Source organism: Candidatus Thiodiazotropha sp. AKAK3, from assembly GCF_058244645.1.
On record NZ_JBSYOQ010000068.1, the window covers coordinates 39896 to 62533 of the forward strand.

20 protein-coding genes are annotated in these 22638 nt (G+C 47.0%); 13 read left to right on the forward strand and 7 right to left on the reverse strand.

Annotated features, from left to right (window positions below):
* Window position 1: 1 nt before the first annotated feature.
* Window positions 2–265 carry an FAD assembly factor SdhE gene (locus AC4IE7_RS17715; RefSeq protein ID WP_490778194.1) on the forward strand — a complete coding sequence of 88 codons (264 nt, stop codon included), beginning with the start codon at window positions 2–4 and terminating at the stop codon, window positions 263–265.
* Window positions 266–611: 346 nt separating this feature from the next.
* Here AC4IE7_RS17715 and AC4IE7_RS17720 read toward each other — a convergent pair whose 3' ends face one another.
* Both AC4IE7_RS17720 and AC4IE7_RS17725 read right to left on the reverse strand, forming a co-directional pair.
* Window positions 612–1148: a GTP-binding protein gene (locus AC4IE7_RS17720; RefSeq protein WP_490778195.1), complete on the reverse strand. Its 537-nt coding sequence runs from the start codon at window positions 1146–1148 to the stop codon at window positions 612–614.
* Window positions 1145–2305, reverse strand: a complete 1161-nt coding sequence (locus tag AC4IE7_RS17725; protein ID WP_490778196.1) for a hypothetical protein — start codon at window positions 2303–2305, stop codon at window positions 1145–1147. The genes AC4IE7_RS17720 and AC4IE7_RS17725 overlap by 4 nt, the downstream gene beginning before the upstream one ends.
* 567 nt (window positions 2306–2872) lie before the next feature.
* On the opposite strand from AC4IE7_RS17725, the gene dnaX reads away from it, so the two are divergent.
* From dnaX to AC4IE7_RS17760, 7 genes are all read left to right on the forward strand, one after another.
* A complete protein-coding gene (dnaX, locus tag AC4IE7_RS17730; protein ID WP_490778197.1) occupies window positions 2873–4543 on the forward strand; it encodes a DNA polymerase III subunit gamma/tau in 1671 nt (556 codons plus the stop codon).
* 152 nt (window positions 4544–4695) lie between these two features.
* The gene (locus AC4IE7_RS17735; protein WP_490778198.1) at window positions 4696–5019 is read left to right on the forward strand and encodes a YbaB/EbfC family nucleoid-associated protein; all 324 of its coding nucleotides are present in this window, start codon (window positions 4696–4698) and stop codon (window positions 5017–5019) included.
* A gap of 62 nt (window positions 5020–5081) precedes the next feature.
* Entirely contained in the window at window positions 5082–5678 is a 597-nt protein-coding gene (recR, locus tag AC4IE7_RS17740) for a recombination mediator RecR (protein WP_490778199.1), read from the forward strand.
* Between the two features lie 9 nt (window positions 5679–5687).
* On the forward strand, window positions 5688–6032 hold the full coding sequence (locus AC4IE7_RS17745; protein ID WP_490778200.1) for a histidine triad nucleotide-binding protein: 345 nt from the start codon (window positions 5688–5690) through the stop codon (window positions 6030–6032).
* A 58-nt stretch (window positions 6033–6090) separates the two neighbouring features.
* Window positions 6091–8820 (forward strand): heavy metal translocating P-type ATPase, encoded by a 2730-nt coding sequence (locus AC4IE7_RS17750; RefSeq protein ID WP_490778201.1) that lies wholly within the window; start codon window positions 6091–6093, stop codon window positions 8818–8820.
* Between the two features lie 27 nt (window positions 8821–8847).
* The gene (locus tag AC4IE7_RS17755; RefSeq protein ID WP_490778202.1) at window positions 8848–9051 is read left to right on the forward strand and encodes a CopZ family metallochaperone; all 204 of its coding nucleotides are present in this window, start codon (window positions 8848–8850) and stop codon (window positions 9049–9051) included.
* Between the two features lie 110 nt (window positions 9052–9161).
* Window positions 9162–9476: a hypothetical protein gene (locus tag AC4IE7_RS17760; protein WP_490778203.1), complete on the forward strand. Its 315-nt coding sequence runs from the start codon at window positions 9162–9164 to the stop codon at window positions 9474–9476.
* A 75-nt stretch (window positions 9477–9551) separates the two neighbouring features.
* On the opposite strand, the gene AC4IE7_RS17765 is transcribed toward AC4IE7_RS17760, so the two are convergent.
* On the reverse strand, window positions 9552–10337 hold the full coding sequence (locus tag AC4IE7_RS17765; RefSeq protein WP_490778204.1) for a hypothetical protein: 786 nt from the start codon (window positions 10335–10337) through the stop codon (window positions 9552–9554).
* A gap of 315 nt (window positions 10338–10652) precedes the next feature.
* Here AC4IE7_RS17765 and AC4IE7_RS17770 point away from each other — a divergent pair, with 315 nt between their 5' ends.
* Complete coding sequence (locus tag AC4IE7_RS17770; protein ID WP_490778205.1) at window positions 10653–12629, forward strand: ATP-binding protein; 1977 nt, start codon at window positions 10653–10655, stop codon at window positions 12627–12629.
* Window positions 12622–14226 carry a DUF3369 domain-containing protein gene (locus tag AC4IE7_RS17775; protein WP_490778206.1) on the forward strand — a complete coding sequence of 535 codons (1605 nt, stop codon included), beginning with the start codon at window positions 12622–12624 and terminating at the stop codon, window positions 14224–14226. The genes AC4IE7_RS17770 and AC4IE7_RS17775 overlap by 8 nt, the downstream gene beginning before the upstream one ends.
* A 473-nt stretch (window positions 14227–14699) precedes the next feature.
* On the opposite strand, the gene AC4IE7_RS17780 is transcribed toward AC4IE7_RS17775, so the two are convergent.
* The 3 genes from AC4IE7_RS17780 to AC4IE7_RS17790 all read right to left on the reverse strand — a co-directional run bounded on the left by AC4IE7_RS17780 (window position 14700) and on the right by AC4IE7_RS17790 (window position 17853).
* Window positions 14700–15953, reverse strand: coding sequence for a diaminopimelate decarboxylase (locus AC4IE7_RS17780; RefSeq protein ID WP_490778207.1), 1254 nt, complete (start codon window positions 15951–15953; stop codon window positions 14700–14702).
* 97 nt (window positions 15954–16050) lie between these two features.
* A complete protein-coding gene (locus AC4IE7_RS17785) occupies window positions 16051–17271 on the reverse strand; it encodes an LL-diaminopimelate aminotransferase (protein ID WP_490778208.1) in 1221 nt (406 codons plus the stop codon).
* 237 nt (window positions 17272–17508) lie between these two features.
* Complete coding sequence (locus tag AC4IE7_RS17790; protein WP_490778209.1) at window positions 17509–17853, reverse strand: ArsC family reductase; 345 nt, start codon at window positions 17851–17853, stop codon at window positions 17509–17511.
* A 645-nt stretch (window positions 17854–18498) separates the two neighbouring features.
* Between AC4IE7_RS17790 and AC4IE7_RS17795 the strand changes: the two genes are divergently transcribed.
* Window positions 18499–18690 carry a hypothetical protein gene (locus tag AC4IE7_RS17795; protein ID WP_490778210.1) on the forward strand — a complete coding sequence of 64 codons (192 nt, stop codon included), beginning with the start codon at window positions 18499–18501 and terminating at the stop codon, window positions 18688–18690.
* A gap of 580 nt (window positions 18691–19270) precedes the next feature.
* Window positions 19271–19930: a YceH family protein gene (locus AC4IE7_RS17800; protein ID WP_490778211.1), complete on the forward strand. Its 660-nt coding sequence runs from the start codon at window positions 19271–19273 to the stop codon at window positions 19928–19930.
* 369 nt (window positions 19931–20299) lie between these two features.
* On the opposite strand, the gene AC4IE7_RS17805 is transcribed toward AC4IE7_RS17800, so the two are convergent.
* On the reverse strand, window positions 20300–21013 hold the full coding sequence (locus AC4IE7_RS17805) for an SDR family oxidoreductase (protein ID WP_490778212.1): 714 nt from the start codon (window positions 21011–21013) through the stop codon (window positions 20300–20302).
* A gap of 412 nt (window positions 21014–21425) precedes the next feature.
* On the opposite strand from AC4IE7_RS17805, the gene AC4IE7_RS17810 reads away from it, so the two are divergent.
* On the forward strand, window positions 21426–22373 hold the full coding sequence (locus AC4IE7_RS17810) for a hypothetical protein (RefSeq protein WP_490778213.1): 948 nt from the start codon (window positions 21426–21428) through the stop codon (window positions 22371–22373).
* The last annotated feature ends 265 nt before the right edge of the window (window positions 22374–22638 follow it).

Below are 22638 nucleotides of genomic sequence, written 5' to 3' on the forward strand. Positions count from 1 at the left end.
AGTGGTTATAGAGGATAGTGAGTTAGATAACATAGACCGTTTACGCTGGCAATGTCGACGAGGGATGCTGGAGCTGGATGTGTTGCTGGAGGCGTTTCTCGATCAGCACTATTCAGAATTGCCTCCCCGTATGCAGAGGCACTTCATACAGCTACTCGATTTTCCTGATCCGATTATTCACGCCTGGTGTGTCGGCGGAGAAAAACCAGATGATGATGAGTTTGCTGAATTGGTTGATTCGATTCGGGCTACTTCTGTAGCCTGAATGACAGAAGAGACAAATTGATTCTATTGCCCACTATCTATGGTGGAGCATTGCGCCACTCAACATTTCATTTAGAGATGTGGAAGTCGTATATTTCATCTCACTGCCTAAGAATGCTGTAAGAGGCCAATTTTGTTGATACATTCAGAGTAAATTTAAAACAGAATCCACGCACCGCATGGTGCGGCAGGGCGGCACCCTACTTATCGAACTTCTCTTAACCTTCAGATTTAGAGAGCGCTTCTCATAATTGTGCAAAAGAGCTTGATTAGCGATTCATACTATCCAGTTCAATAAGAATAGTGACCAAGGCATTGGAGAGCTTAAACATCTCTGTCATGGCATATCATTCATCCAAACAAGGATCCAAACTGTAGAGTAGTGCCTCAAGTAGTATCGAGATATCTTTTTTGTCACGGGCATCGATATCAAAAACCGGTATCTTTACGCCAGAGTTTTCAAGCTGGAGGTGGTAGTCTTCTATCATCGGCGTGTTGGCCAGATCCATTTGAGTCACCCCAACAACGACTTTACCCTGGGCAATGAATTCTTTGAAGGCATTCAGAAAGAAGTGGAGATCCCGAAACGGGTCAGGTCTCTGGTTGCTAATCAGTAAAACCAGTCCAATGCCTCCCTGGGTCAAAATCTCCCACATGAAATCGAAGCGTTCTTGGCCTGGCGTACCGTAGAGATGGATTTGTTCATTGCCTTGCAATTTGATCAATCCGTAATCCATCGCCACAGTGGTACCGTTTTTTCGTGAGCGTGTCATGTCAGTAGCCAATTCATCAGTGGAAACCGGTGCGATATCACTGATGGTTGTGATGGCAGTGGTCTTTCCTGCTCCGACGGGGCCGCTAAAAATAATCTTGAAGTCACTCATGATTCGTCCTTGTGTCCTCTTAAGGTGTTCAATAGACGACTGAAAAGTCCTCGATTCGACGATCGCTCTACACCAGGGGGTGCAATAAAAGTATCAACAGCGCGTCTGGTCTCTCCTGCAAGTTGAACTGCGTTGGTAGCACTGTAAAAGGCGAAGACATATCGCTGGGGGATGTTCAGACTGACCGCGGTGTCGATCAGTGAACGAGGATGTTTAGTCCAAAGTGCTGTAATAGCTAATGCGTATGGGGTGACAACCAGGCGACTGAAATTGGGCCAGCGGCGTAAATAGATAGGTTGGGTCAGACTGGTGCCCGCTGGCAGGCGTCCCCTCGATGCCCATAGGGCCAACTGCCAGACGAAAGCGTATAGAGAGTATTCACGTCTGCCGGTAGTCGGTCTGATATGGTCGTTAATCTGCAGGTCCACTTCAAGGGTTGCGTCTGGCATTGTGCAGTAAGGACGTAACTGACGTTCTCCGGCATCAACCAGTACCCGCTGATGTTCAATTATCAGGTCAATTGCAGGCCAAGGCCCCTCTATGGCCACATTTTTGTTATAGCGCTTCGCATGATTCAGGGCCTGCTGCATATGTCCCTGCAGGTAGTGTTCCGGGTTGTAATAGATCTTCGCCAACTGAGCGTTATCATCCGGGTCAATATCTGGTGAAGTTCCGATAAAGGTCTTCTCCTGAGCTTTAGTCATTAAAGTGGCAACCTTGTGGGTATCCAGCTTGGGTGTTGACGCGTGAGTTTTCTGTTGGTTTGCTGGGGGTTGATCATCCGCTTTCAGTTGTAGTTCGCAATCTTCAGGAATTATTGCCCTATCGAGAGCTTGAGCATGCTGGTTAATTGCACTGATTAGTTGAGCTACCGGGATTGGCTTCTGCACAAACAGAGTGTGGCTGTCTGTCAATTTACAAGGTTTGAGTGAGACCAGTATCAGAGGACGTTCAGGATTGCGTTGACGGAACTCTTGCCATAGCCGCTCGCCACCGAAGGCATCCAGGTCAAGTATGCAGATCTCTGAAGACTCCTCTTCCATCAGGACATAACGGTTATGGCATTTGCTATCAAATAACATACGTAGAGCGTTACGCTGTCTCTGATCCATGCCAATCGCAGCCAGTCTTATTGGGGAGTCTTGCTTATTGTCCATGATCTATATCCTCCGTGTGGGGTTCATTGATGAAACTGCGCCATTCGGTTTCTGCAGGGCAGCTTTATTATTAAATTGGCGACTTAGTCTCTTGACCGGCTTGCAGCTACAGGCAATCAGCAGTGCTGATTGTTCAGCATCAGAAATGTTGGTTGTGGCAATCCTCTGCAACGAATTAAGAGAAGATACCCTAGGCATAAGGGTGCGTTCATCGGATGATGATTGGGGGCGGGGTATCAGTGATAGCATTGTCTGCTCAGCTGGTCCATGCCTTTGCTGTTCCATGTTGTATTAATCAGCAGGTAAGGATGTGGCGATCTTGTTTCGCCCATCAACGGCATACCCGGAGCTTAGATAGAGTGCTTTGGAATATCCCAGGCCTGGAAATTCTGATTAGGCGCAGTGGGATTTCACCCCAGCTCTTCATAACATAGCGTTAGGAAGAGCTAACTCTTTAGTCCCTTCTTTCCTGAGCATTCAATTTCACGGGACTCTGATCGGTTGTGAATCCACCCCGGATTCAGGTTAAACTCTCCATCTAATCGGTAGCTTACAGAGCGTTTTTTTATGTCATACCAGGTTCTTGCCCGCAAATGGAGACCACAACTATTTGGCCAGTTGGTCGGACAGCAGCACGTGGTGACGGCATTGAACAATGCCCTGGAGCATGAGCGTTTGCACCATGCCTACCTGTTCACTGGTACCCGGGGTGTGGGTAAGACCACCTTAGCCAGAATCTTTGCCAAATCTCTGAATTGTGAGAAAGGCATCAGCGCCATACCCTGTGGTGTCTGTGATGCCTGCCGTGAGATTGATGAGGGACGCTTTGTTGATCTGTTGGAGGTGGACGCCGCCTCCCGTACCAAGGTCGATCAGACCCGTGAGCTGTTGGAAAATGTCCCTTATGCACCGGTGCGGGGGCGATATAAAGTTTATCTGATAGATGAAGTTCACATGTTTTCTGCTAGTAGTTTCAATGCGTTACTGAAGACTCTTGAGGAGCCTCCTCCGCATGTGAAATTTATTCTGGCGACAACCGATCCACAAAAAGTCCCGGTTACAGTGCTTTCGCGTTGCCTGCAGTTCAATCTGAAGCGCCTCAGCCGGGAGCAGATCGAAGGCCAGCTGAGACATATCCTGGGTGAGGAAAAGATTCCGTTTGATGATGAGTCTCTGGCGCTGCTGGCCAGAGGGGCAGATGGCAGTATGCGCGACGGTCTGAGTCTGTTGGATCAGGCTATCGCATTTGGTGGTGGGGTCGTTCAGGCTGAAGCAGTGAAGTCGATGATAGGTGTAATCGGAACTGATCGCATCGACAGGCTTGTGGAGGCTCTGCAAGAGGGGCAGGGAGCGGCACTGCTGGAACGCATCGCAGAGATGGCAGAGATGGCGGTCGATTTCAGTCAGGCCTTGCAGGAGTTACTTGCCATGCTGCATCAGATTGCCGTACTGCAGCTGGTATCCGGGTATCAGCCTGATGACGGTTATGATCTGGGACGCCTAAACTATTTTGCAGATGCGATCTCCCCTGAAGATGTGCAACTCTACTACCAGGTTGGTTTGATGGGGCAGAGAGAGTTGAATCTGGCCCCTGATCCCCGCAGTGGATTTGAAATGGTATTGTTGAGGATGCTGGCGTTTCGACCTGAGAATGGTGGTTCTGATATCAATCGACCTGCAGGTAGCGCCTCTGCCAGGTCTGCTCAACCCAGGCCCCGCTCTGTTGCACCCTCATCGCAAGAGCCATCTAAGCCTCGGTCTGTTGCCCCGGCATCCCCTGCGTCAGCAAAGCCCAAGCCGGTACAAACTGTAGTTGAGCCTGATAAACCGGTTGCTCAGTTGTCTGATCCAGCTGATTGGGAGGCATTTTCGGCTTCTCTGCAACTTGGGGGGATTACCCGTCAGTTGGTACAAAATTGCGCATTTGGCAGTTGGGATGGCAAGACCCTCAGTCTTACCCTGGATGCCTCAAGAAGACAACTCAGGGTGGGTCAATCGGAAATGCGTTTTCTGGAGAGTATTCGCAAACGCTTGGGTGATTCAGTTCAGCTCTCGATTTCAGAGGCAGTTCCTGAGAATGAGACCCCGGCCATGCGCCATACGCGTCAGCAGGAAGAGCGCCAGCAGCAGGCTGAGTCGAGTATGGAATCCGATCCGATGGTTCGGGAGATGGAGGAGCGTTTTTCTGCAAAATTGATGTCGGATAGTGTACGACCTGTAGATGACGCTGCTGGGTGAATTTACTAATTCAGGTTGTGATAAGTATTCTATAACTCGTTGTAATATATATGTATAGTGCGCGAGCTAAAGTCAATTGTTAAGTTTGTTTTTCGCACTCGTGAGGCGCAATTGCGTCGACGACTGTCTAATTTGAATAAGAGGTGTTCAGCATGAAAGGCGGTATTGGTAATTTAATGAAGCAGGCGCAAAAGATGCAGGCTGAAATGCAGGAGACTCAGGAGCGTCTTGCTCAGGAAGAGGTGACCGGTGAATCTGGTGGCGGCATGGTGAAGGTGACCATGAACGGCAAACACGAGGTGCGCCGTATAGAGATCGATGACAGTCTGATGGGTGACGACAAGGAGATGCTCGAAGATCTGGTTGCAGCAGCCGTCAACGATGCTGCGCAGCGGGTCAGCCATAAGATGCAAGAGAGCATGTCCGGATTGACTGCGGGTCTCGGGCTACCCCCTGGCATGAAACTGCCTTTCTGACTTTATGATACAAGACTACTGTTGCCTGGTTGTGCCCGTGGTTTTAGTCTACAGGTCGGTTAATGCCTAGTCCTTCATTGCTGGATCAGTTGATGATTGCCCTACGTTGCCTGCCCGGTGTGGGGGCAAAAAGTGCCCAACGGATGGCCTATCACCTGCTTGAACGGGATAGGGAAGGGGGGCGAGCACTATCGCGGCTGCTGGCAGATGCCATGGAGCAGATTGGCCACTGCCGCCAATGCAGAACACTGAGTGAAGATGAATATTGTCAGCTCTGTTCCAATCCCCGGCGCGATCAGAGTCTGCTCTGTATCGTGGAGAGCCCGGCTGATCAGATGATGATCGAGCAGGCGGCTGACTACCAGGGGGGCTATTTTGTGTTAGGTGGCCACCTCTCTCCTCTGGATGGCATAGGGCCAAAAGAGATCGGACTTGATCTATTACAAGAGCGATTTGCCTCCGCTGCTGTCAAAGAGATTATTCTGGCAACCAATCCTACAGTTGAGGGAGAGGCTACAGCCCAGTATATCCATGACATGGCTCTGCAGCATGGCATCAAAACAACCCGTATTGCCCAGGGGGTGCCTATGGGGGGTGAACTGGAATATGTGGATGGTGCAACTCTGGCCCATGCTTTTCGCGGACGATCGGAATTTTGAGGAGACAATATGAGTGACTGCCTGTTCTGTAAGTTTGTCAGTGGTGAAATCGAACCCCAGACTGTTTATGAAGACGATGATGTGCTGGCCTTTCGGGATATTAACCCCCAAGCCCCCTGTCATGTTCTGATTGTGCCCAAAAGGCACATTTCAACCCTGAATGATCTCAAGCCTGAAGATGCTGAACTGATGGGTAAACTCTATCTGGCAGCTGCAAAAGTTGCAAAGCAGGAGGGTCTGGACGAAGCGGGTTATCGCACCGTTATAAACTGTAATGAACAGGCGGGACAGACCGTGTTCCACATTCATCTGCATCTGCTTGGTGGTCGGCAGATGAAATGGCCTCCAGGGTAATCCTCAACCATTTCTGATTGCCGCTTCCCATCTCAAATAATCACTACGAGTCTAAGTCGTGAACAATAGCGTTGCTTCAAACTACCGTCTGTTGGTAGATGGCATGTCCTGTATGCACTGTGTCGCCTCAGTTGAAAAAGCTGTGTCTAATCTACCCGGGGTAAGTCAGGTCGAAGTCGACCTTGAATCGGGGATGGTCTCAGTGACCGGGGGCTCTGCCTCGGAGTCAGTTGCAGCCATTGTGGAAGCGGGTTTTGGAGCAACGCCCCTACTCGATGCTGAACTTCCTATTCTGCAAACCGATCCCGACAGTTGTGAAGTTGAATCTCAAAACAACGACCAGCTTTCCGAAGAGGGCTATCAACTGACTGTGGAGGATATGAGCTGCGCCAGTTGTGTTGCGGCTGTAGAGCGAGCCATCTGTTCCGTACCTGGGGTGGAGTCAGCCGCGGTCAATCTGGTGGAAAGACGGGCTCAGGTGGTGGGGGGATCACCTCAAGCGGTGGCACAGGCGGTGGTTGATCAGGGGTATGGTGCCCATTTGATCGAATCACACCCAGACAGTAGTGAGCTCCAGCTTGAATTTGATCAGCAGGGCCTCTCCCAGCATGATCAACAGCAGGCGCTGCAGACTCTGTTTTCCATGTGGGATACCCAAGCAGAGTATCATTTTGATGATCCCCTGTGGCGCCTCAACACCTCATTGCATCCCGCTGATCTGCTGATCGAGTTGCAGCAGACAGGCTATCGGGCCAGATTAGTGGAGCCGTTCGACGATCCCTATGCACAGGAGGCACTGGCTGCGGCCAATGAGATTAGACGTTCCTGGCAGAGGGCGTTGCTGGCTGGTGTTGTGGGTCTTGGTCTGATGGCGATGGAGATGACTGGCCAAACTCCAGCGTTACGGGCGGCTGGCGGTCAAAGCTATTGGTTGGCGGTGGCCATCATCTGTTTGTTGGTGATGCGTTTCAGTGGTGGTCACTACTATCTTGGGGCTTTGAAGCAACTCAAGCACTACTCTGCCAATATGGATAGCCTGATCGCCCTGGGTACGGGTACTGCATGGTTCTCTTCTCTGGTTATCGTAATGCAGCCTGAAGGGGGAGTTATTCAGGGTGAAAAGCTCTATTTTGATGCCTCAGTATTGATTCTGGCTTTCCTTCAATTCGGCCATGTGCTCGAGACCCGCGCAAAACGTACCACCAGTGAAGCGGTAGGCAGTCTGGTGGGTTTGGCTCCGAAGCTGGCCCAGGTAGTACGGGATAAGGCATCGGTTGCCATTCCAGTCTCACTGTTGTCCGTTGGCGATCTCATACAGGTACGTCCCGGTGAAAAGATCCCCATTGATGGTGAGGTGGTGGCGGGGGCTTCAAGTGTTGATGAGGCGATGCTTACCGGCGAGTCCATGCCCCAGCAGAAACAGCCTGGAGATCAGGTGGTTGGTGGCAGCGTCAATCGCTCCGGACAACTGCGTTATCGAGTAACACGTTTGGGTGATGAGACAACCCTGGCACATATTATTGCCATGGTCAGGCAGGCACAAATGAGCAAGCCTGAGATAGGTCGTCTGGTGGATCGTGTCTCCGCAGTATTTGTACCGGTTGTTGTGCTCATAGCCTTGACTACATTTTTTATTTGGCTGATTTTCGGGCCAGCACCATCCTTGCCGTTTGCGTTGACAGCAGGGATAGCTGTGTTGGTGATTGCCTGCCCCTGTGCTCTGGGTCTGGCTACACCGATTGCCATCATGGTGGGTACAAGCAGGGCAGCCCAGTTGAATGTGCTGATCAGAAACAGTGATGGATTACAATCCGCCAGCAGGCTGACTCATCTGGTGGTGGATAAAACCGGTACCCTGACCCAGGGTTCTCCGAAGGTCACCCATGTCTATGTTGATGGACTCACTGAGCGTGAGTTACTGGTATTTGCTGCGAGTGTGGAGGCGGTCTCCTCTCATCCGCTGGCAGAGGCGATCGTCGATCATGCCAAAACTGAAGCTATCGATCTCTCATCTGTAGAGGATTTCCGGAATCTTGAAGGCCTGGGTGTTGAAGGAAAGGTTGCTGAATCTTTAGTGCAGTTGGGTGGTGGGCAATATCTCCAATCACTGGGGATCGCACCCTCACAGTCACTACAGCAATCCGCAGAAGAGCAGGCAATGAAAGCAGGAAGTCTCGTCTGGGTGGTGGTTGATGGGTTGTTAAAAGGGCTGATAATACTCAGAGATCCTTTACGGGAAGATACCCCTCAGGCGATAAAAGCACTTCGTAATCATGGGGTTGAAGTTATTATATGTACTGGAGACAACGCCCGCACCGCCCAGGTTGTAGCCGATCGACTGGGTATAGAGCAGGTATATAGCGAGTTACTGCCGAAACAGAAACTGGATGTAGTGAGGTCTCTGCAACAGCAAGGAAACCGTGTGGGTATGGTCGGAGATGGGGTGAATGATGCACCGGCTTTGGCCCAGGCTGATACTGGATTTGCGATTGGTAGCGGAACAGATGTGGCCATCGAACATGCCGATATTACCCTGGTGGGTGACTCTCTCTTCAACGTCTCAACTGCAATTACTATTTCCAGGGCCACTCTAAGGAATATCAAGCAGAATCTTTTCGGCGCTTTTGTCTATAATATTATTGGCATCCCTATGGCTGCCGGGCTGCTCTATCCTCTCACGGGCTGGCTGCTGCCCCCCATGTTTGCCAGTGCCGCTATGGCTATGTCGTCCGTAACAGTGGTCGCCAATGCCAATCGGCTGAGATTTTTCAGGCCGAGAGCTGATTAGAGTTTTTGTTTCAGACAGGAGATTATATTGACCACAACACTGAAGGTTTCAGGTATGACCTGTCCCCATTGTGTGAGCAATGTCAGTAAAGCCCTGCAGGCTGTGGACGGGGTTGAAGAGGCTCAGGTGATGCTCGAAGAGGGGAGAGCAGTGGTGACTGGTGCTGCGGATCAAGCGGTGCTGATTCAAGCTGTGGTTGATGCCGGTTACTCTGTGGAGGCAGCTTCCTGAGGTTGTTGAACCTGGATTCCTCAGTTGACCGCACTATCCTATAAGCAAGATATTGATATGACACAGATTTTTACTCGTACGCATCTTTACCTGCTGGGTGAATCAAGCTGATGCAAGTTTCCCACGCACTAGTAACAATCCCCAACCTCGCGGCCTCGCTTGAGCAGCAGAGAAATGCTGCCTCACATCTTGTTCAGGCTTTGCCGTTGGCTTCCCAGGTCAGTGGCAGTGAGTCGACACTGCGTAGTGTGGAAAATGTTAAACAGGCTGAGAAATATCTGCAGAGACAACAATCCGAACGGCAATTGACTCAAGTCAGAGACGATCCCCGCAGTCAGCGGGCAGTGACGAGCTATCAATCAGTACAAGCGGCTCATGAGAGAGATTATGTGAGTGAAGTATTGGGGATCGATGTCTACGCCTAGTGGGCCAAAAAGGCACTCTCACTAGATAGTTTTTTGAATGACCTCCCTGTCATTCATTTTATGCAAAAAAAGTTTTCAGGTTGAGGCGGGTTGCATCGCCTCACGGATATTGCTGTGCGCTAAGATTTTATCATCATTGCGCAGGATGAGTTCGATGATATGCTCCCCTTGCATCACGCGAGGATTGATACCTGTCTCTTTCATGACTTCATAGCTCTCGAAAAAACGCTTCCAGGTGATTTTGCGAACTTGAAATTTTGAGCGTATCTCCGGACTGTTGGTCTCGAGGAAAAGACGGTCAATCTGTTTCCACTCCTGGTAGAGTTTTGGGTACTCCATACCAAGTTGATCTAAACGGGATTGGCACTGCATATGGTTTAGATCATTGACTAATTTACCTTCCATGAAGAGAAGAGCTTGACGTACTGTTGTGGTGGGTGGACGATTATTCCACTCCTCTACCTTTAGAGGGTCGCTGAATATTTCACGAATCACATAGTGAGCCATAGTCTGATTCATCTTGAAGGTATAAGGGATATTAAAGTGTTTCAGGATATCCACCTGCCGGCCATCAGGGGGAGAGAATAGACCCAGGATATTCATCGCCTGACCTTTTGTGAGGGGGCGATTCAAACGAACTCCTTTTTCAGCTAGCTCGTTGAGTATTGCTTCAGTTGCAGGCTCATTTTGCCAGGCTTCATCTGATTCGCGAGGCAAGCTTAATGCTGTTTCAATCTGTTCTTCTAATTCATCAAATTTAATATTGCTACTAGAATTGTCAGTGCTATTGAATTGTACTTTTTTAAACATAAACAATAGACCGCAGAACAACAATACGGTAAGAAAACTGGCTATTTCCATGGGGAGCTCCCTTTGTTATCAATTATTAAGGGTTGAGTATAAGCAGATAGCCTGCTACTAATGTGAGAACTGACACACATAATGTAGGGTAATTGTCAATAGGCGAATGAAATGATTAGCTGAAAACTTTAGCTGTTTTTTGACTTGGTTATGAAGGAATGTGACTTGATTCTTATTTTGTGGTGTTTCAGATCACTACGGACCTGATTATCCCAGCCCTTTGCAGAGGAAGTGGATGTTAAGGAATAAAAGTAATATTAGATATTTGGAAATTAGTGTCATGAAGAAAATTCCTGGCGGGATGCATTTTTAGAGATGATGACGAAATCGAATCGACTCTTTCTTTTAATCTCTCTGTTCATACTGGCGACTGATAGTTTCTTCGTATGGTTGAACTATGTATCCGCACGGGATGTTATGTATGAGAGCCTACAGGATGAATTATTAGAAGCTGGTGGCGCATTCAAAATAGCTTTGGACAGCAATATGGATATGTTGCAACAGATAGCTCTTTTTGTTGCCAGTGACAAACGTGTACAAGAGTTGTTTCTGGCCGGCAAACAAGTGGTTGAAATGGAAGGTGGAGGCGCGGGTGGTGTAGGATCAGAGCAAATACGACAACAACTCTATGAATTGCTTGAACCGGGTTGGAGTGAAATGACAAAGCAATTTAATGTTCGTCAGTTACATTTTCATCTTGCTCCGGGAGCAGTCTCTTTTTTGCGTGTTCATCGGCGGCAAAAATATGGAGATCGTTTGGATGGTATTCGCCATACAGTCATTGATGCCAACAAATTTCAGCAATCTACTCGAGGCTTTGAAATAGGTCGCCCTTATGCCGGTATTCGTGGGGTAACTCCTGTATATGGTATTGATCGTGAATCAGGAAAGCGCCTTCACATTGGCGCAGTTGAAGCAGGTATGTCTTTCCCGCAGATGCTGAACTTATTAGAACGTCATACCCAGGTTAAGTATGCCGTATTGATAAAGCAGGAGGATCTGCAACGAAGGGTCTGGACAGAGTCATTGGAGCAGCTTTATAGAAAGAGAGCACCAGCGTTTGGATATTATATTGAGGCTAGCAGTGATGATAAAATGACAAGGAGTCTATTAGCTGATGAAAAATTGCAACAGGTACTATTCGATCAAAATAGAATATTCGTAAAAGATCAAGCGCAACCAATGGCCATGATTGCAGTTCCTTTTCATGACTATCAAGGTTGGCGAGACCCTGAAAAACCGCATGTGGGCTACATTCTGATGTGGAGAGAGGCGGCAGCTATTATTGAAGGTTTTAAGGCGGGTTTGAAGAATAATATACTTTTTGCGCTGGCAGTTTTTATTCTTCTAGAAATAATAATCTATCTGGGTATACGTAGAGTGACTCGCCAACTGGAAGTGGAAGTGAAGGAGCAAACTGGAAAGTTGTCAGAAAGTAATTTACAACTTGCCCACCGCAACACAGCGTTAAATCACTCTTTACACGATCTAAAGGCTACCCAGGCACAGTTGATCGAATCTAAGAAAATGGCGTCGCTTGCCGGATTGGTTGCAGGTGTTGCTCATGAGATAAATACGCCAGTAGGGACAAGTATCACCGCTGCTTCACACTTGGCCGATCGTATTAGAGATATTCAAGGACAATTCAACAAAGGTGAAATGACAAAAAGTGGCCTGGAAAACTTTTTAAATCGTGCGGAAATGGCCTGTCATATTTTACTCTCAAACCTTCAAAGATCAGGCGATCTTGTAAAAAGTTTTAAGCAAGTGGCGGTAGATCAGAGTAGTTTAAAGCGGCGCCATTTTGATCTGTGTGATTATCTGCAAGAGATCAGGCAAAGTCTGCAGCCACGCTTGAAATATGTGCAACATCAGCTTGTCATAGAGTGCCAGTCACCCATTGATCTCAATACCTGCCCTGGGGTGCTATCTCAAATAATTACCAATCTTGTTATGAATAGCTTGATCCACGGGTTCAGTGAACATCAAGGTCGACCAGGCGTAATGCGAATTGAGGTTTCATCAATAGAAAATTCAACGGTCAGGATTAAATATAGTGATGATGGAGCAGGAATTTCAGAAGATCACCTGCCTTATATATTCGAACCATTCTATACCACCAATAGAGAAGGAGGGGGGTCAGGTTTGGGGTTGAACTTAGTGTACAATGCAGTTACAACTCACTTGGGAGGCACTATTCGTGTTGAATCGAAGCCAGGCAAGGGTGTGTGGTTCATAATCGAATTCCCCAAGGTTTTTGATCATCAGGAGGACAAAAGCAAGGATGAGTAGTCAGTCTAAACAGATAGTGTTCGCGCAAGAGAGGGAGGAGCATTCAAAGGAACGAGCTGCTTGGCGGGTTCTGATTGTCGATGATGAACCAGATGTACACGCAGTAACTGAATTGGCATTAGAGGATTTGGTATTTGATGATCGAAGTATAGAATTTGGCCATGCTTATTCAGCTCAGGAGGCTAAGGCTTATTTAAAAAACTATCCGGATACTGCGCTGGTATTACTAGATGTGGTGATGGAAAGTGATCTTGCCGGGTTGGAATTGGTGGATGTTATACGAAACCAGTATAAGAACTCACTGATTCGGATCATTCTACGTACAGGCCAGCCAGGGCAAGCTCCAGAAAGAGAAGTGATTCTGCGCTACGATATCAATGATTACCGTGAGAAGACCGATCTTACATCATTAAAACTGTTTTCATCGGTAGTTTCAGCACTGCGAAATTACCGTGATTTACAGGTTATTGAGAAGAATAAACGAGGATTGGAAAAAATTATCCGTTCTTCTGGATCTTTGTATAACATCGACTCTCTTGAGACATTCGTAAGTGGTGTACTTACCCAATTAGAGGCCTTGCTGAATCTGGGTGACCAGACCTTTTATAGTCGCGCTTTCGGTGTTTTAAAAGAAGACGCTGGTTCTAGCATTGAGCAGCAAAGAATTATTGCAGGGACCGGTGATTATGCTTCAATGGTCAATCAAAGTTTGTGTGATGTTGTTGACGAACAGGTACTTGAGCGTATCAAAATAGCATTTGCGGAAAAAGGGAGTTTCTTTTACTCAGACGCCTGTCTTATAGAGCTTAATAACGCCGAGGGACGAGATGGCTTGTTATATATTGAAGGTTGTCTAGGTGGATTTGATGAAGTTGATCATAACCTAATAGAAGTCTTTGTAAGTAATGCAGCAATTGCCCTAGGTAATCTATTTCTCAATCAGGAGATCGAGCTGACCCAAAGGGAGGTTCTCTATACACTAGGTGAGTTTGCAGAGTGTCGCTCAAAAGAGGTTAGTCGACATGTTGCCCGTGTGAGTAAATTGACTGCTTTAATAGGAGAGAAGCTTGGACTGGATAAAGAGGAATGCGATTTACTTCAACTTGCCGCTGCGATGCATGATATCGGTAAGATAGCGATATCATCTGAGATTTTAGAGAAGCCTGGTCCACTTTCTGATGAAGAGTGGCTGACTGTGCAGGATCATTGTCAATTTGGTTATAAGCTACTCAGCAGGGCAAAACGTCCACTATTAAAACTTGCTGCTATTATTGCTCACCAGCATCATGAAAGATGGGATGGCACAGGGTATCCTCAAGGTTTGAGCGGCGAAAATATCCACCTATATGGTCGGATAGTTGCGATTGCTGATGTTTTTGATGCTTTGGGGAATTCCAGGGTCTATAAAGAGGCCTGGTCGCAGGAAAAGATTATTGAATATTTTCAACAGCAGCGTGGCGGTCACTTTGATCCGAAGCTGACGGATTTATTGCTCAACAATATTACAGAGTTTGCCTCTCTTAGAGAGTTCTACAGTGATGAGCATTATCTACGCCCAACCCTTATACCACCCGGTGATGGATTTGGGACTATGTGAAAAGGGCCTTTGATACAATCCGTATCGCCCAAAGAGTTCCCTGGCAGATTGGATTGAACACCTCTTTCGGCTATGGCTTGAAATATTCAGAATAAATCCAAGTTGTGTAGGGTGTGCAGTCCTACCGCACAAAACTCAACCAAAACAAGACCATCAAATGTAGGGTGCGGCCCTGCCGCACCAAGCTCAATCAAAACAAGACCACCAGATACGAGTTTGTAAGGCGTTTTCCGTATACCACCGTTGATCCGACGGTGATCTACATTGCATCACGAGATGTCTAATAAACCGCGCAGGGAGGGGTTAAACCCCACCTTATATATCCCAGGTGGAGAAACGCAGATTGTAGATATCGGCTTGCCTGCCAGATAAGTAACCTGAGATTCCCTTCTTCATCCCTGCTTTAAGAGCAGCGTGAGGGGGGGTAATTAGGTCAAGTTTTTTCGTGCTCTAAGTTGTTACACCCAAAAAAGCTACAATGAAAGTTGATCAGCACTGAAATCCAAAGTCGCAAATAGATCATCCAAAGTCTCTTCCCGACGAATCAGTTCAACACTGCCATCTTCGCGCAACAGTAACTCTTTGGGCCTCAGTTTTCCGTTGTAGTTGAATCCCATAGCCTGTCCATGAGCGCCAGTATCGTGAATGCAGATAATATCCCCATCCTCGATTTTCGGTAGCGAACGTTGAATCGCAAATTTGTCATTGTTCTCACAAAGAGAGCCGACTACGTCCACAACCTCATCTTCACCCTCTTTGTTAAGTACCGATATATGGTGATAAGCACCATACATCCCCGGGCGCATCAAGGCAGACATGCATGAGTCCACGCCAACGTATGTTCTGTAAATCTCTTTGCGGTTGATGGCAGTGGTTACCAGAATACCGTGGGGGCCAGTGATATAGCGACCGCTCTCCAAATAGAGTTTGGGCACATAACCATGGTTGTTTTTGAATACGCTGAACAGCTCACCAATCTCCTGGCCCATGCTGCGAATATCCAAAGGTTTCTCTTCAGGACGATAAGGAATACCGAGTCCGCCGCCAATGTTAATAAAATCGAATTTGATATCGAGTTCTTTTGAAATCCAATTAATGCGATCCAGAAGCATTCTTGCCGTTTCAACCATATAGGCGTGGTTAAGCTCGTTGGATGCCAGCATGGTGTGCAATCCAAAGCGTTTTACGCCAAGTTCTTTAGCCTTACGGTAAGCATCAATCAGTTGATCGTGGGCTACACCATATTTCGCTTCTATAGGATTACCAATGATGCTGTTTCCGGTTCTCCGCTCTCCCGGGTTGTATCGAAAACAGATTAATTCAGGAACCTGCGGTAACTTATCGAGGAGGGAGATATCATCCAGATTCAGGATGCAGCCCCCGTCGGTATCTGCAACGTTAAACTCATTCTCACTGGTGTTATTTGAGGTGAACATGATCTGTTCACCATGCCCCCCAGCCTGGCGGCTTAATACAAGCTCAGCGATAGAGCTGCAATCAAAACCAAATCCAATATCACCCATGATATTCAGAATGGTTGGATTGGGTAGTGCCTTGACCGCAAAATACTCGCGAAACAGATCAACGCTTTTAAAAGCTTCGATCAGCTCACGGCCTGTCTCACGAATACCTTTTTCATCATAGAGATGAAATGGGGTGCCGTAGTGTTCGACAATCTTTTCTAAATTCTGCGCAAGACGATCAGAAAAATCTTTTGATATTGGCACCCGAGCACCTCTTAATACAAATCGGAACGTTCTTCAGGCTAATAGCGATGGAGTAAAAGATGATCATCGCTATCAGCCTCAGTCAAATCAATCGACCCTAGAGAGATGTTTTAACTCTCTCCATGGCCTGCTGCACATTTTCAAAGCTGTTGAAGGCACTGATACGGATATAGCCTTCACCGCATTTTCCAAATCCGGCGCCAGGAGTGCAAACCACGCCAGCGTTGTTCAGCAGGGTATCGAAAAGGTCCCAGGAGTCGCCTTTGGCATCGATCCAGATGTAGGGGGAGTTTTCACCACCAATGCAGTCATAACCCAAAGCTTCTATCTGTTCACGGATATATTTTGCATTTTTTAAGTAGTAGGTGACCAGTTCCTGCACTTGTGCCTGGCCCTCGGCGCTGTAAACTGCTTCGGCAGCTTTCTGCACAGGGTAGGATACGCTATTAAATTTGGTTGTATGACGACGGTTCCAAAGCTCATGGATTGATACTGGATCACCATCGTTCGTATAGGCAGTGCAATCCTTTGGAACAACGGTGTAAGCGCACCGTGTACCTGTAAAGCCGGCAGTCTTTGAGAAACTACGGAATTCCACAGCGACTTCCCGAGCGCCTTCGATTTCAAAAATAGAGCGTGGCAGGCTGGGATCCTGAACGAAGGCTTCATAGGCTGCATCGAATAGAATCAGGGCTTTATTCTGCTTGGCATAATCAACCCACTGCTTGAGTTGCGCTTTGGTAGCCGTTGCCCCAGTCGGATTGTTGGGGAAGCAGAGATAGATCAGATCGACTGGTTGGCTTGGCAATTCAGGGATAAATCCGTTGCCTTTGTTACCATCAAGATAGGTAAGTCCGCTATAGCGGCCATCTTCAGCTTCACCAGTCCGCCCAGCCATCACATTGGTGTCGACATAGACAGGGTAAACAGGATCAGGAATAGCAACATTGATGTCGTTGGCAAAGATCTCCTGAAAATTGCCTGAGTCACATTTTGCACCATCACTGACGAATACCTCGTCAGCTACAATGTCACACCCACGAGACTGATAGTCCCCTTTGGCAATTGCCTCACGCAAGAAGTCATAACCCTGTTCCGGTCCATAGCCGTGAAAAGTGGCATCGCTTGCCATTTCATCGACGGCTGCATGGAAGGCTTTTACACAAGCATCAGGCAAGGCTCGAGTGACGTCACCAATACCCAGTCGAATGATCTCTTTATCCGGGTTCGCCTCCTGGAAGGCTGAGACCCGTTTTGCAATGTCAGAGAACAGGTAGGAAGCCTGGAGTTTCTTATAGTTCTCATTGATTTTGATCATGCTACACCTCAGGAAACCGAAAAACGGGCCATTATACAGGGATTGCTGCAGAGTAGGAGAGGCCCAGAAAGTGGATATTTAACTAATTGATTTATATGCTATTTATTTAGAGGTCTTCATGCTTGGGTGGTGGCTTTCGAAAGATTAAACAGATGGGAGGCTGGTTGAGTATCCAATCTACAATCAGCGGGTAACTTGTTGCTGTGATGTTTTGACTCCGACAAGTGGACAAACCTGCTAGCTGAATATTTGAGAATAGTGATCTGCTTTAAATCCCAGGTAGAGTTTTTCCCCATCATCCAGCAGCGGACGCTTAATTATCGTGGGGTTCTGCAACATGATCTCCATCGCCTTAGTCTCATCTAGATTGGACTTTATCCCGTCATCCAATTGACGCCAGCTTGTGCTTCGCTTGTTCAGCAGGGCCTCCCAACCGAGTGATTGAATCCATGACTTCAGCATCTTCTCATCAATACCAGCCTTCTTGTAGTCATGAAATTCATAGCCGATTCCGTGGTCACTAAGCCATATGCGAGCTTTTTTGATCGTATCGCAGTTTGGGATCCCGTAAATTTTGACCATCTTTATTTTGCAACCCGTATTGTTAATCTGCATTATGCGGACTGTTTTTAATGTATTTCAAGAGCTTAAGTAAAGCAGTGAGCTGCTTGCTAAGGGCTAACAATTGCCTTAATAAACTATCCAGAATTGTTATCCCAAAAACATCTGTAGATCAAGAGAGCTCTGTAATGCTTGATTATGTCGTTAAATTCATACATAGACACTATAAACCAGACCATAGTGATCTCAACACTCTGCCATTGTGTGGTTGCTCACTGCAAGAAATCATAGCGCCGTCGTAGCACGTCCCCCCTAAAATAAATTTTGATAACGCAGGCTGTGTGCAACCACACGATGCGCTGTCATTAAAAATCAATAGGTTAGGGCTATAAGAACGGCTCAGCACGGTGTTGCGGATGTGGGCGCTTACCTGTCGACCATACCTTGGGCTGAGCCATTATTGTTGCCCTGGGTGTCGGATACTTATGCTCTGGTTAGTATGAATTCCGGTTTCTGATTGGGGGATAACCATACAACCGATATAGCTCGTCCTGGATTTGCTACCGTTTATTCCATTTTCTCAATAAGAGGATTAATCACGGAAATAAATAGTGGTAGTATCCAATTCATCCAACGCTGAAAAGGTTTTCTTAAAAGGACTTTTCTATGAGCAAGTACAACGAAGACACTGGCTGGCAAGTGAATGCCGACCAACAGTTAATCTCCCATCAAAACGGTTTTAAAGCCGAATATAAAGGGGATAATATTTATGGCATCAAGCACTTTCCAGTCGAGGCCACAATTCGGGATATAAGAGACATGGTCACGAAAGCTGAAGAAGTTCTCGCTAGCCGGTAGATCTATCTAATTGAAAAAATAGGATAATTAATCCGCATAAGGGAAGCGGTGTTCTTGGCGGGGCTTCTTTTCAAGAGCTGCTTTTAGTTTTGCTCTTTCCAGCTTGTACGGTCAACTGTGCAGGGTTGTTCGATTCCCCCCACGGGTTACTGAGTTCAATCTGTGGAAACTCGTCACGATTTTCTCCGTTCGCCATCAATCATTCAGATTTTACTTCTCTATTTATAAAGTCAAAACGATAGGGGAGCACTTAAGTATTGTGGCGACGCCTCAGGAAATGGATTCCTCTTCAATAGTTTTATGACATTCAGCGATCCTTGTCTCAATCTTGCCAGAACAGATTGAACCCAAATTTTAGTGCTTCCACTAGGCAAAACCTGTGATTACCGGCCACCTCATATAGAGTGATTCTGCACCCAACACTATTTTTGATCAAAATGCGGAGATATGTCGGCATATTTCCATCTAAACTCAATGGCACTGGAGCTAGCTGAACTGAGGTAGGTGATATGCTTGCGGCCTGGTTAGTATGTAGGTCATCCAGGAACTCTATTTTTTAATAAGAAAGAGAAATTATCTCATGCGAATTGAATTGACCACTCTAGAGGCTCGAATTATTGGCTGCCTTTTGGAAAAAGAGATCACCACCCCTGATCAATATCCTCTGTCACTTAGTGCTCTAACCCATGCCTGTAATCAAAAAAGCAGTCGTGATCCGGTTCTACAGCTCACTGAGACTGAGGTACAGAATTCTCTTGACGATCTTAGAAAAAAGCATCTGGTCAGTGATCGCAGTGGCTTTGGTAGTCGGGTGACCAAATATCAACACCGCTTCTGTAATTTAGGCTTCGGCTCACTGGAATTTTCGCCTCAAGAGTTGGGTATTATTTGCGTGCTACTCTTGAGAGGGGCACAAACACCAGGTGAACTGCGAAGTCGTACCAACCGCTTATGTGAATTTTCAGATGTCCAAGAGACAGAATCGGTGCTGGTAAACTTGATGCGCAGAGAGGATGGCCCTTTTGTGACTCGACTTGTTCGTGAGCCAGGTAAAAGGGAATCCCGCTATGCCCATCTGTTAAGTGGCGAGGTAGTTGAAGAGCAGGAGTTGAGTCACTCTGATACTGTGCAGAATCAACTGCCTCAGGATGACCAGTCAAGAATAGAGCAGCTAGAGCGGCAGGTTGAAATGTTGCGACAGGAGCTTGATGAAATAAAGGATCAACTTGGTTTGAACTGATCAGCGGCCACGCAAAACAGAAAAAATCATAGGCTTCCTGGTTTCTCATGTCGGGTGAGGAATGGGCACGGAAAAGCACTTCACAGTAGAGGATGATGGGCTGGAAAAAATAAACCATCGGATCGTCAAACAGGTGGGGAGAGTATGCAATCAGTACGTCGTTACTCCCCTCTCCCCTCGCGGGAGAGGGGCTGGGGGAGAGGGGGGAATTTTCATCTACAATCCACAATACAAGGATTGATTGGGTAGGACGGTTTACGCATCAATTTCATCAAACGCTTGACGTAAACCCTCTCCCATCATGGGCGAGGGGGTTCTATACCTGCTTCTGCTATAGAGTGGCTTTAATGGGATAGCAGTGAAATCGATTTACCAGGGTATCCTCTCGCCATGGCGAAAAAAGCCACCACTCGGTCCATCTTCAGGTAGTGTTGCAGCCCAGACAATACCTTTTGCTCCCTCTTGGACAGAAAGTGTCGCCTCATCACCCCCCATACGAGTTCTGACCCAGCCTGGACAGACCGAGTTGACTTTAATCCGGGTCTCCTTCAACTCATCAGCAAGAATTCTCGTTACTGCATTTATCGCGGTCTTGGAAAGGCGATAGGCTGGACAGCAGCCATTCATTTCACTGAGTTGACCCATGCCAGATGAGACATTTACCACAGCTCCCTGGCCATTCATAAGAGGAATCAGAGATTGGCATAAGCGAAGTGGCCCGAGGGTGTTGGTTTTAAATCCGTCCATTATTGATTCCAGATTGGCACTGAGAATAGTGCTCTGACTGTCAGAAGGAGGGGGGTCGGGAAAGATACCGGCATTGTTAACAAGTATGCCAATTTCGTTATGATTTTCTTTGAGGTGTTGCACTAGGTTTGCTATTGATGCTGTGCTCGTAACATCGAGTGGAAAAAATTCAACATCAAGTCCTTCAGTAGTTAAGCTCTCTGCCGCCGTCTCTCCTGACTCTACATCACGGGCGGTAAGGACAATATGCCAGCCTAATTCGGCCAACTGTCTACTTGTTTCAAGGCCCAATCCGCGGTTGGCTCCTGTAACTATGGCAACTGATTGATTTGACACGAGTTCTCTCCGTTTTGGTGATAGTTTTAACTTCTCCTAACTGCGGAGGTTGAGTATAAATACCACCATTGATCTGGCATATCATCACCTTACGACAGATATTAGAGGAAAACTACGGAATCTGGGATTAGACGGTTGAATCTGTCGCTGTGTTAGCCAGTCCATTTTGTGGTATAGAAGCGTCTATCTGAAGGATGAAACTCTGGGGCAGAACTTTGGATATTCGAGTAAAGGAAATAGTAAGAAAAATGGCCTATTCTTCATACATTGGTCTCACGGATGAGGTGATTGATCTGCTAAAGATTATTTCAGCAAGGCAAAAGTAATTTTTTTATCGCCCGAAAGTCATAATCTATGTGACAAACCAAGTTAGATAGGGTCAAATTTCACATATAGCCGATGTCAGGTTGTTATGATGCAAACTTTAGAAAACGTTACCAATGGAACCATACGGGAAATCGATGGCAAAACCGCTATTTTCTACGATGGTTATTGGATTAAGCACTACAAGCCCATGGAAGATAGCTTGGAGACCAAGAAATACCTTATTGAGGCACTGACCCGGCGCCTGTTCAATCATGTTGAGCATGGAATCAATATTCCCGGTAATCGTTTGGATGAGGCCAGAGAGGCCTATGAATCCGAACAGGACGAAGACCTGAAGCGGGTTAAAGGGGCGATGCTGGCAGGTTCTCTCTTTAATCGTGGTACTGAAATATTTCGTCAGCTTGTAAAACTTGAGGACGAAAGTATCAAGAGCGGTAGAGGGAGAGAGATGCTCCATGAGTGTGGGCAATACCTGTTGGAGGCATTGGAACTGGGTAAAATGGTTAAACACCGCAGTGGCGATGAGGGTATCGATGAGCTCTGGGGTGAACCTTTTCGTGCCTTCACTGTGCCTATTGAGTCTTTTTATGAGACTCGCTATATCAAAATCGCTCAGACCATGCATGATATTGATCGCATATCGTCAGCGATGATCAAGGCATTTCAAGACAGTCTCTTTTTTAAGAATACCTCGGTTCTGATCAGCCAGCTTGCAGATACTGCAAAGCTGAAATGCGAGACTTTGCGTACCGACCCCGTAATATTTGATGTCTGGTCAAGATTTGCAGTTGCAGGGGAGAAACTACTGGCGATAGGTCCAGCGGAAAAGACATCTAACTCCTGTCTGGCATGTTGGGAGGCTGATGAGGGGCAACGTCTGCTCAAGGATGGTACAGATTTAATCACACATATTGCTCGGGCCAGAGTCTCTATGCCGAAGAGCACCAAAGAGTATATTGATAGATGCCACGCCTATTTAGCTTGTCGTAAACCAATATCCAGTACCATCTCTGCTGAAATCAAGTCACTCTAGTCTACCTCTGGGTGTTACCGAATTTACCTAGCGGCCCACTAGGTATTGCGATACTGGATAATAGTTATTAATGGAAGAATTCAATTTGGTTATGATGTGCCTCAGATAGTTACTCTGTCCGTCTCACTTCCTGATATGAGTAATGAGACACCAATGCAGCCAACTTTCATCTGCTGAGGATATTCCCCTTTTGAGCCAATGGCTTAGAATGACCGTGCAGAGGATTATTTATTTAGAATTGAATTTGATACGTGCTGTAGAAACG

What these genes read in the sequence shown, in the direction of transcription:
- AC4IE7_RS17795 (WP_490778210.1), top strand. Translation starts at nt 18,499, where the DNA reads ATGAGCAAGTACAACGAAGACACTGGCTGGCAAGTGAATGCCGACCAA.
- AC4IE7_RS17735 (WP_490778198.1), top strand. Translation starts at nt 4,696, where the DNA reads ATGAAAGGCGGTATTGGTAATTTAATGAAGCAGGCGCAAAAGATGCAG.
- AC4IE7_RS17775 (WP_490778206.1), top strand. Translation starts at nt 12,622, where the DNA reads ATGAGTAGTCAGTCTAAACAGATAGTGTTCGCGCAAGAGAGGGAGGAG.
- dnaX (WP_490778197.1), top strand. Translation starts at nt 2,873, where the DNA reads ATGTCATACCAGGTTCTTGCCCGCAAATGGAGACCACAACTATTTGGC.
- AC4IE7_RS17760 (WP_490778203.1), top strand. Translation starts at nt 9,162, where the DNA reads ATGCAAGTTTCCCACGCACTAGTAACAATCCCCAACCTCGCGGCCTCG.
- AC4IE7_RS17725 (WP_490778196.1), bottom strand. Translation starts at nt 2,305, where the DNA reads ATGGACAATAAGCAAGACTCCCCAATAAGACTGGCTGCGATTGGCATG.
- AC4IE7_RS17785 (WP_490778208.1), bottom strand. Translation starts at nt 17,271, where the DNA reads ATGATCAAAATCAATGAGAACTATAAGAAACTCCAGGCTTCCTACCTG.
- AC4IE7_RS17745 (WP_490778200.1), top strand. Translation starts at nt 5,688, where the DNA reads ATGAGTGACTGCCTGTTCTGTAAGTTTGTCAGTGGTGAAATCGAACCC.
- AC4IE7_RS17720 (WP_490778195.1), bottom strand. Translation starts at nt 1,148, where the DNA reads ATGAGTGACTTCAAGATTATTTTTAGCGGCCCCGTCGGAGCAGGAAAG.
- recR (WP_490778199.1), top strand. Translation starts at nt 5,082, where the DNA reads ATGCCTAGTCCTTCATTGCTGGATCAGTTGATGATTGCCCTACGTTGC.
- AC4IE7_RS17790 (WP_490778209.1), bottom strand. Translation starts at nt 17,853, where the DNA reads ATGGTCAAAATTTACGGGATCCCAAACTGCGATACGATCAAAAAAGCT.
- AC4IE7_RS17770 (WP_490778205.1), top strand. Translation starts at nt 10,653, where the DNA reads ATGATGACGAAATCGAATCGACTCTTTCTTTTAATCTCTCTGTTCATA.
- AC4IE7_RS17765 (WP_490778204.1), bottom strand. Translation starts at nt 10,337, where the DNA reads ATGGAAATAGCCAGTTTTCTTACCGTATTGTTGTTCTGCGGTCTATTG.
- AC4IE7_RS17800 (WP_490778211.1), top strand. Translation starts at nt 19,271, where the DNA reads ATGCGAATTGAATTGACCACTCTAGAGGCTCGAATTATTGGCTGCCTT.
- AC4IE7_RS17810 (WP_490778213.1), top strand. Translation starts at nt 21,426, where the DNA reads ATGATGCAAACTTTAGAAAACGTTACCAATGGAACCATACGGGAAATC.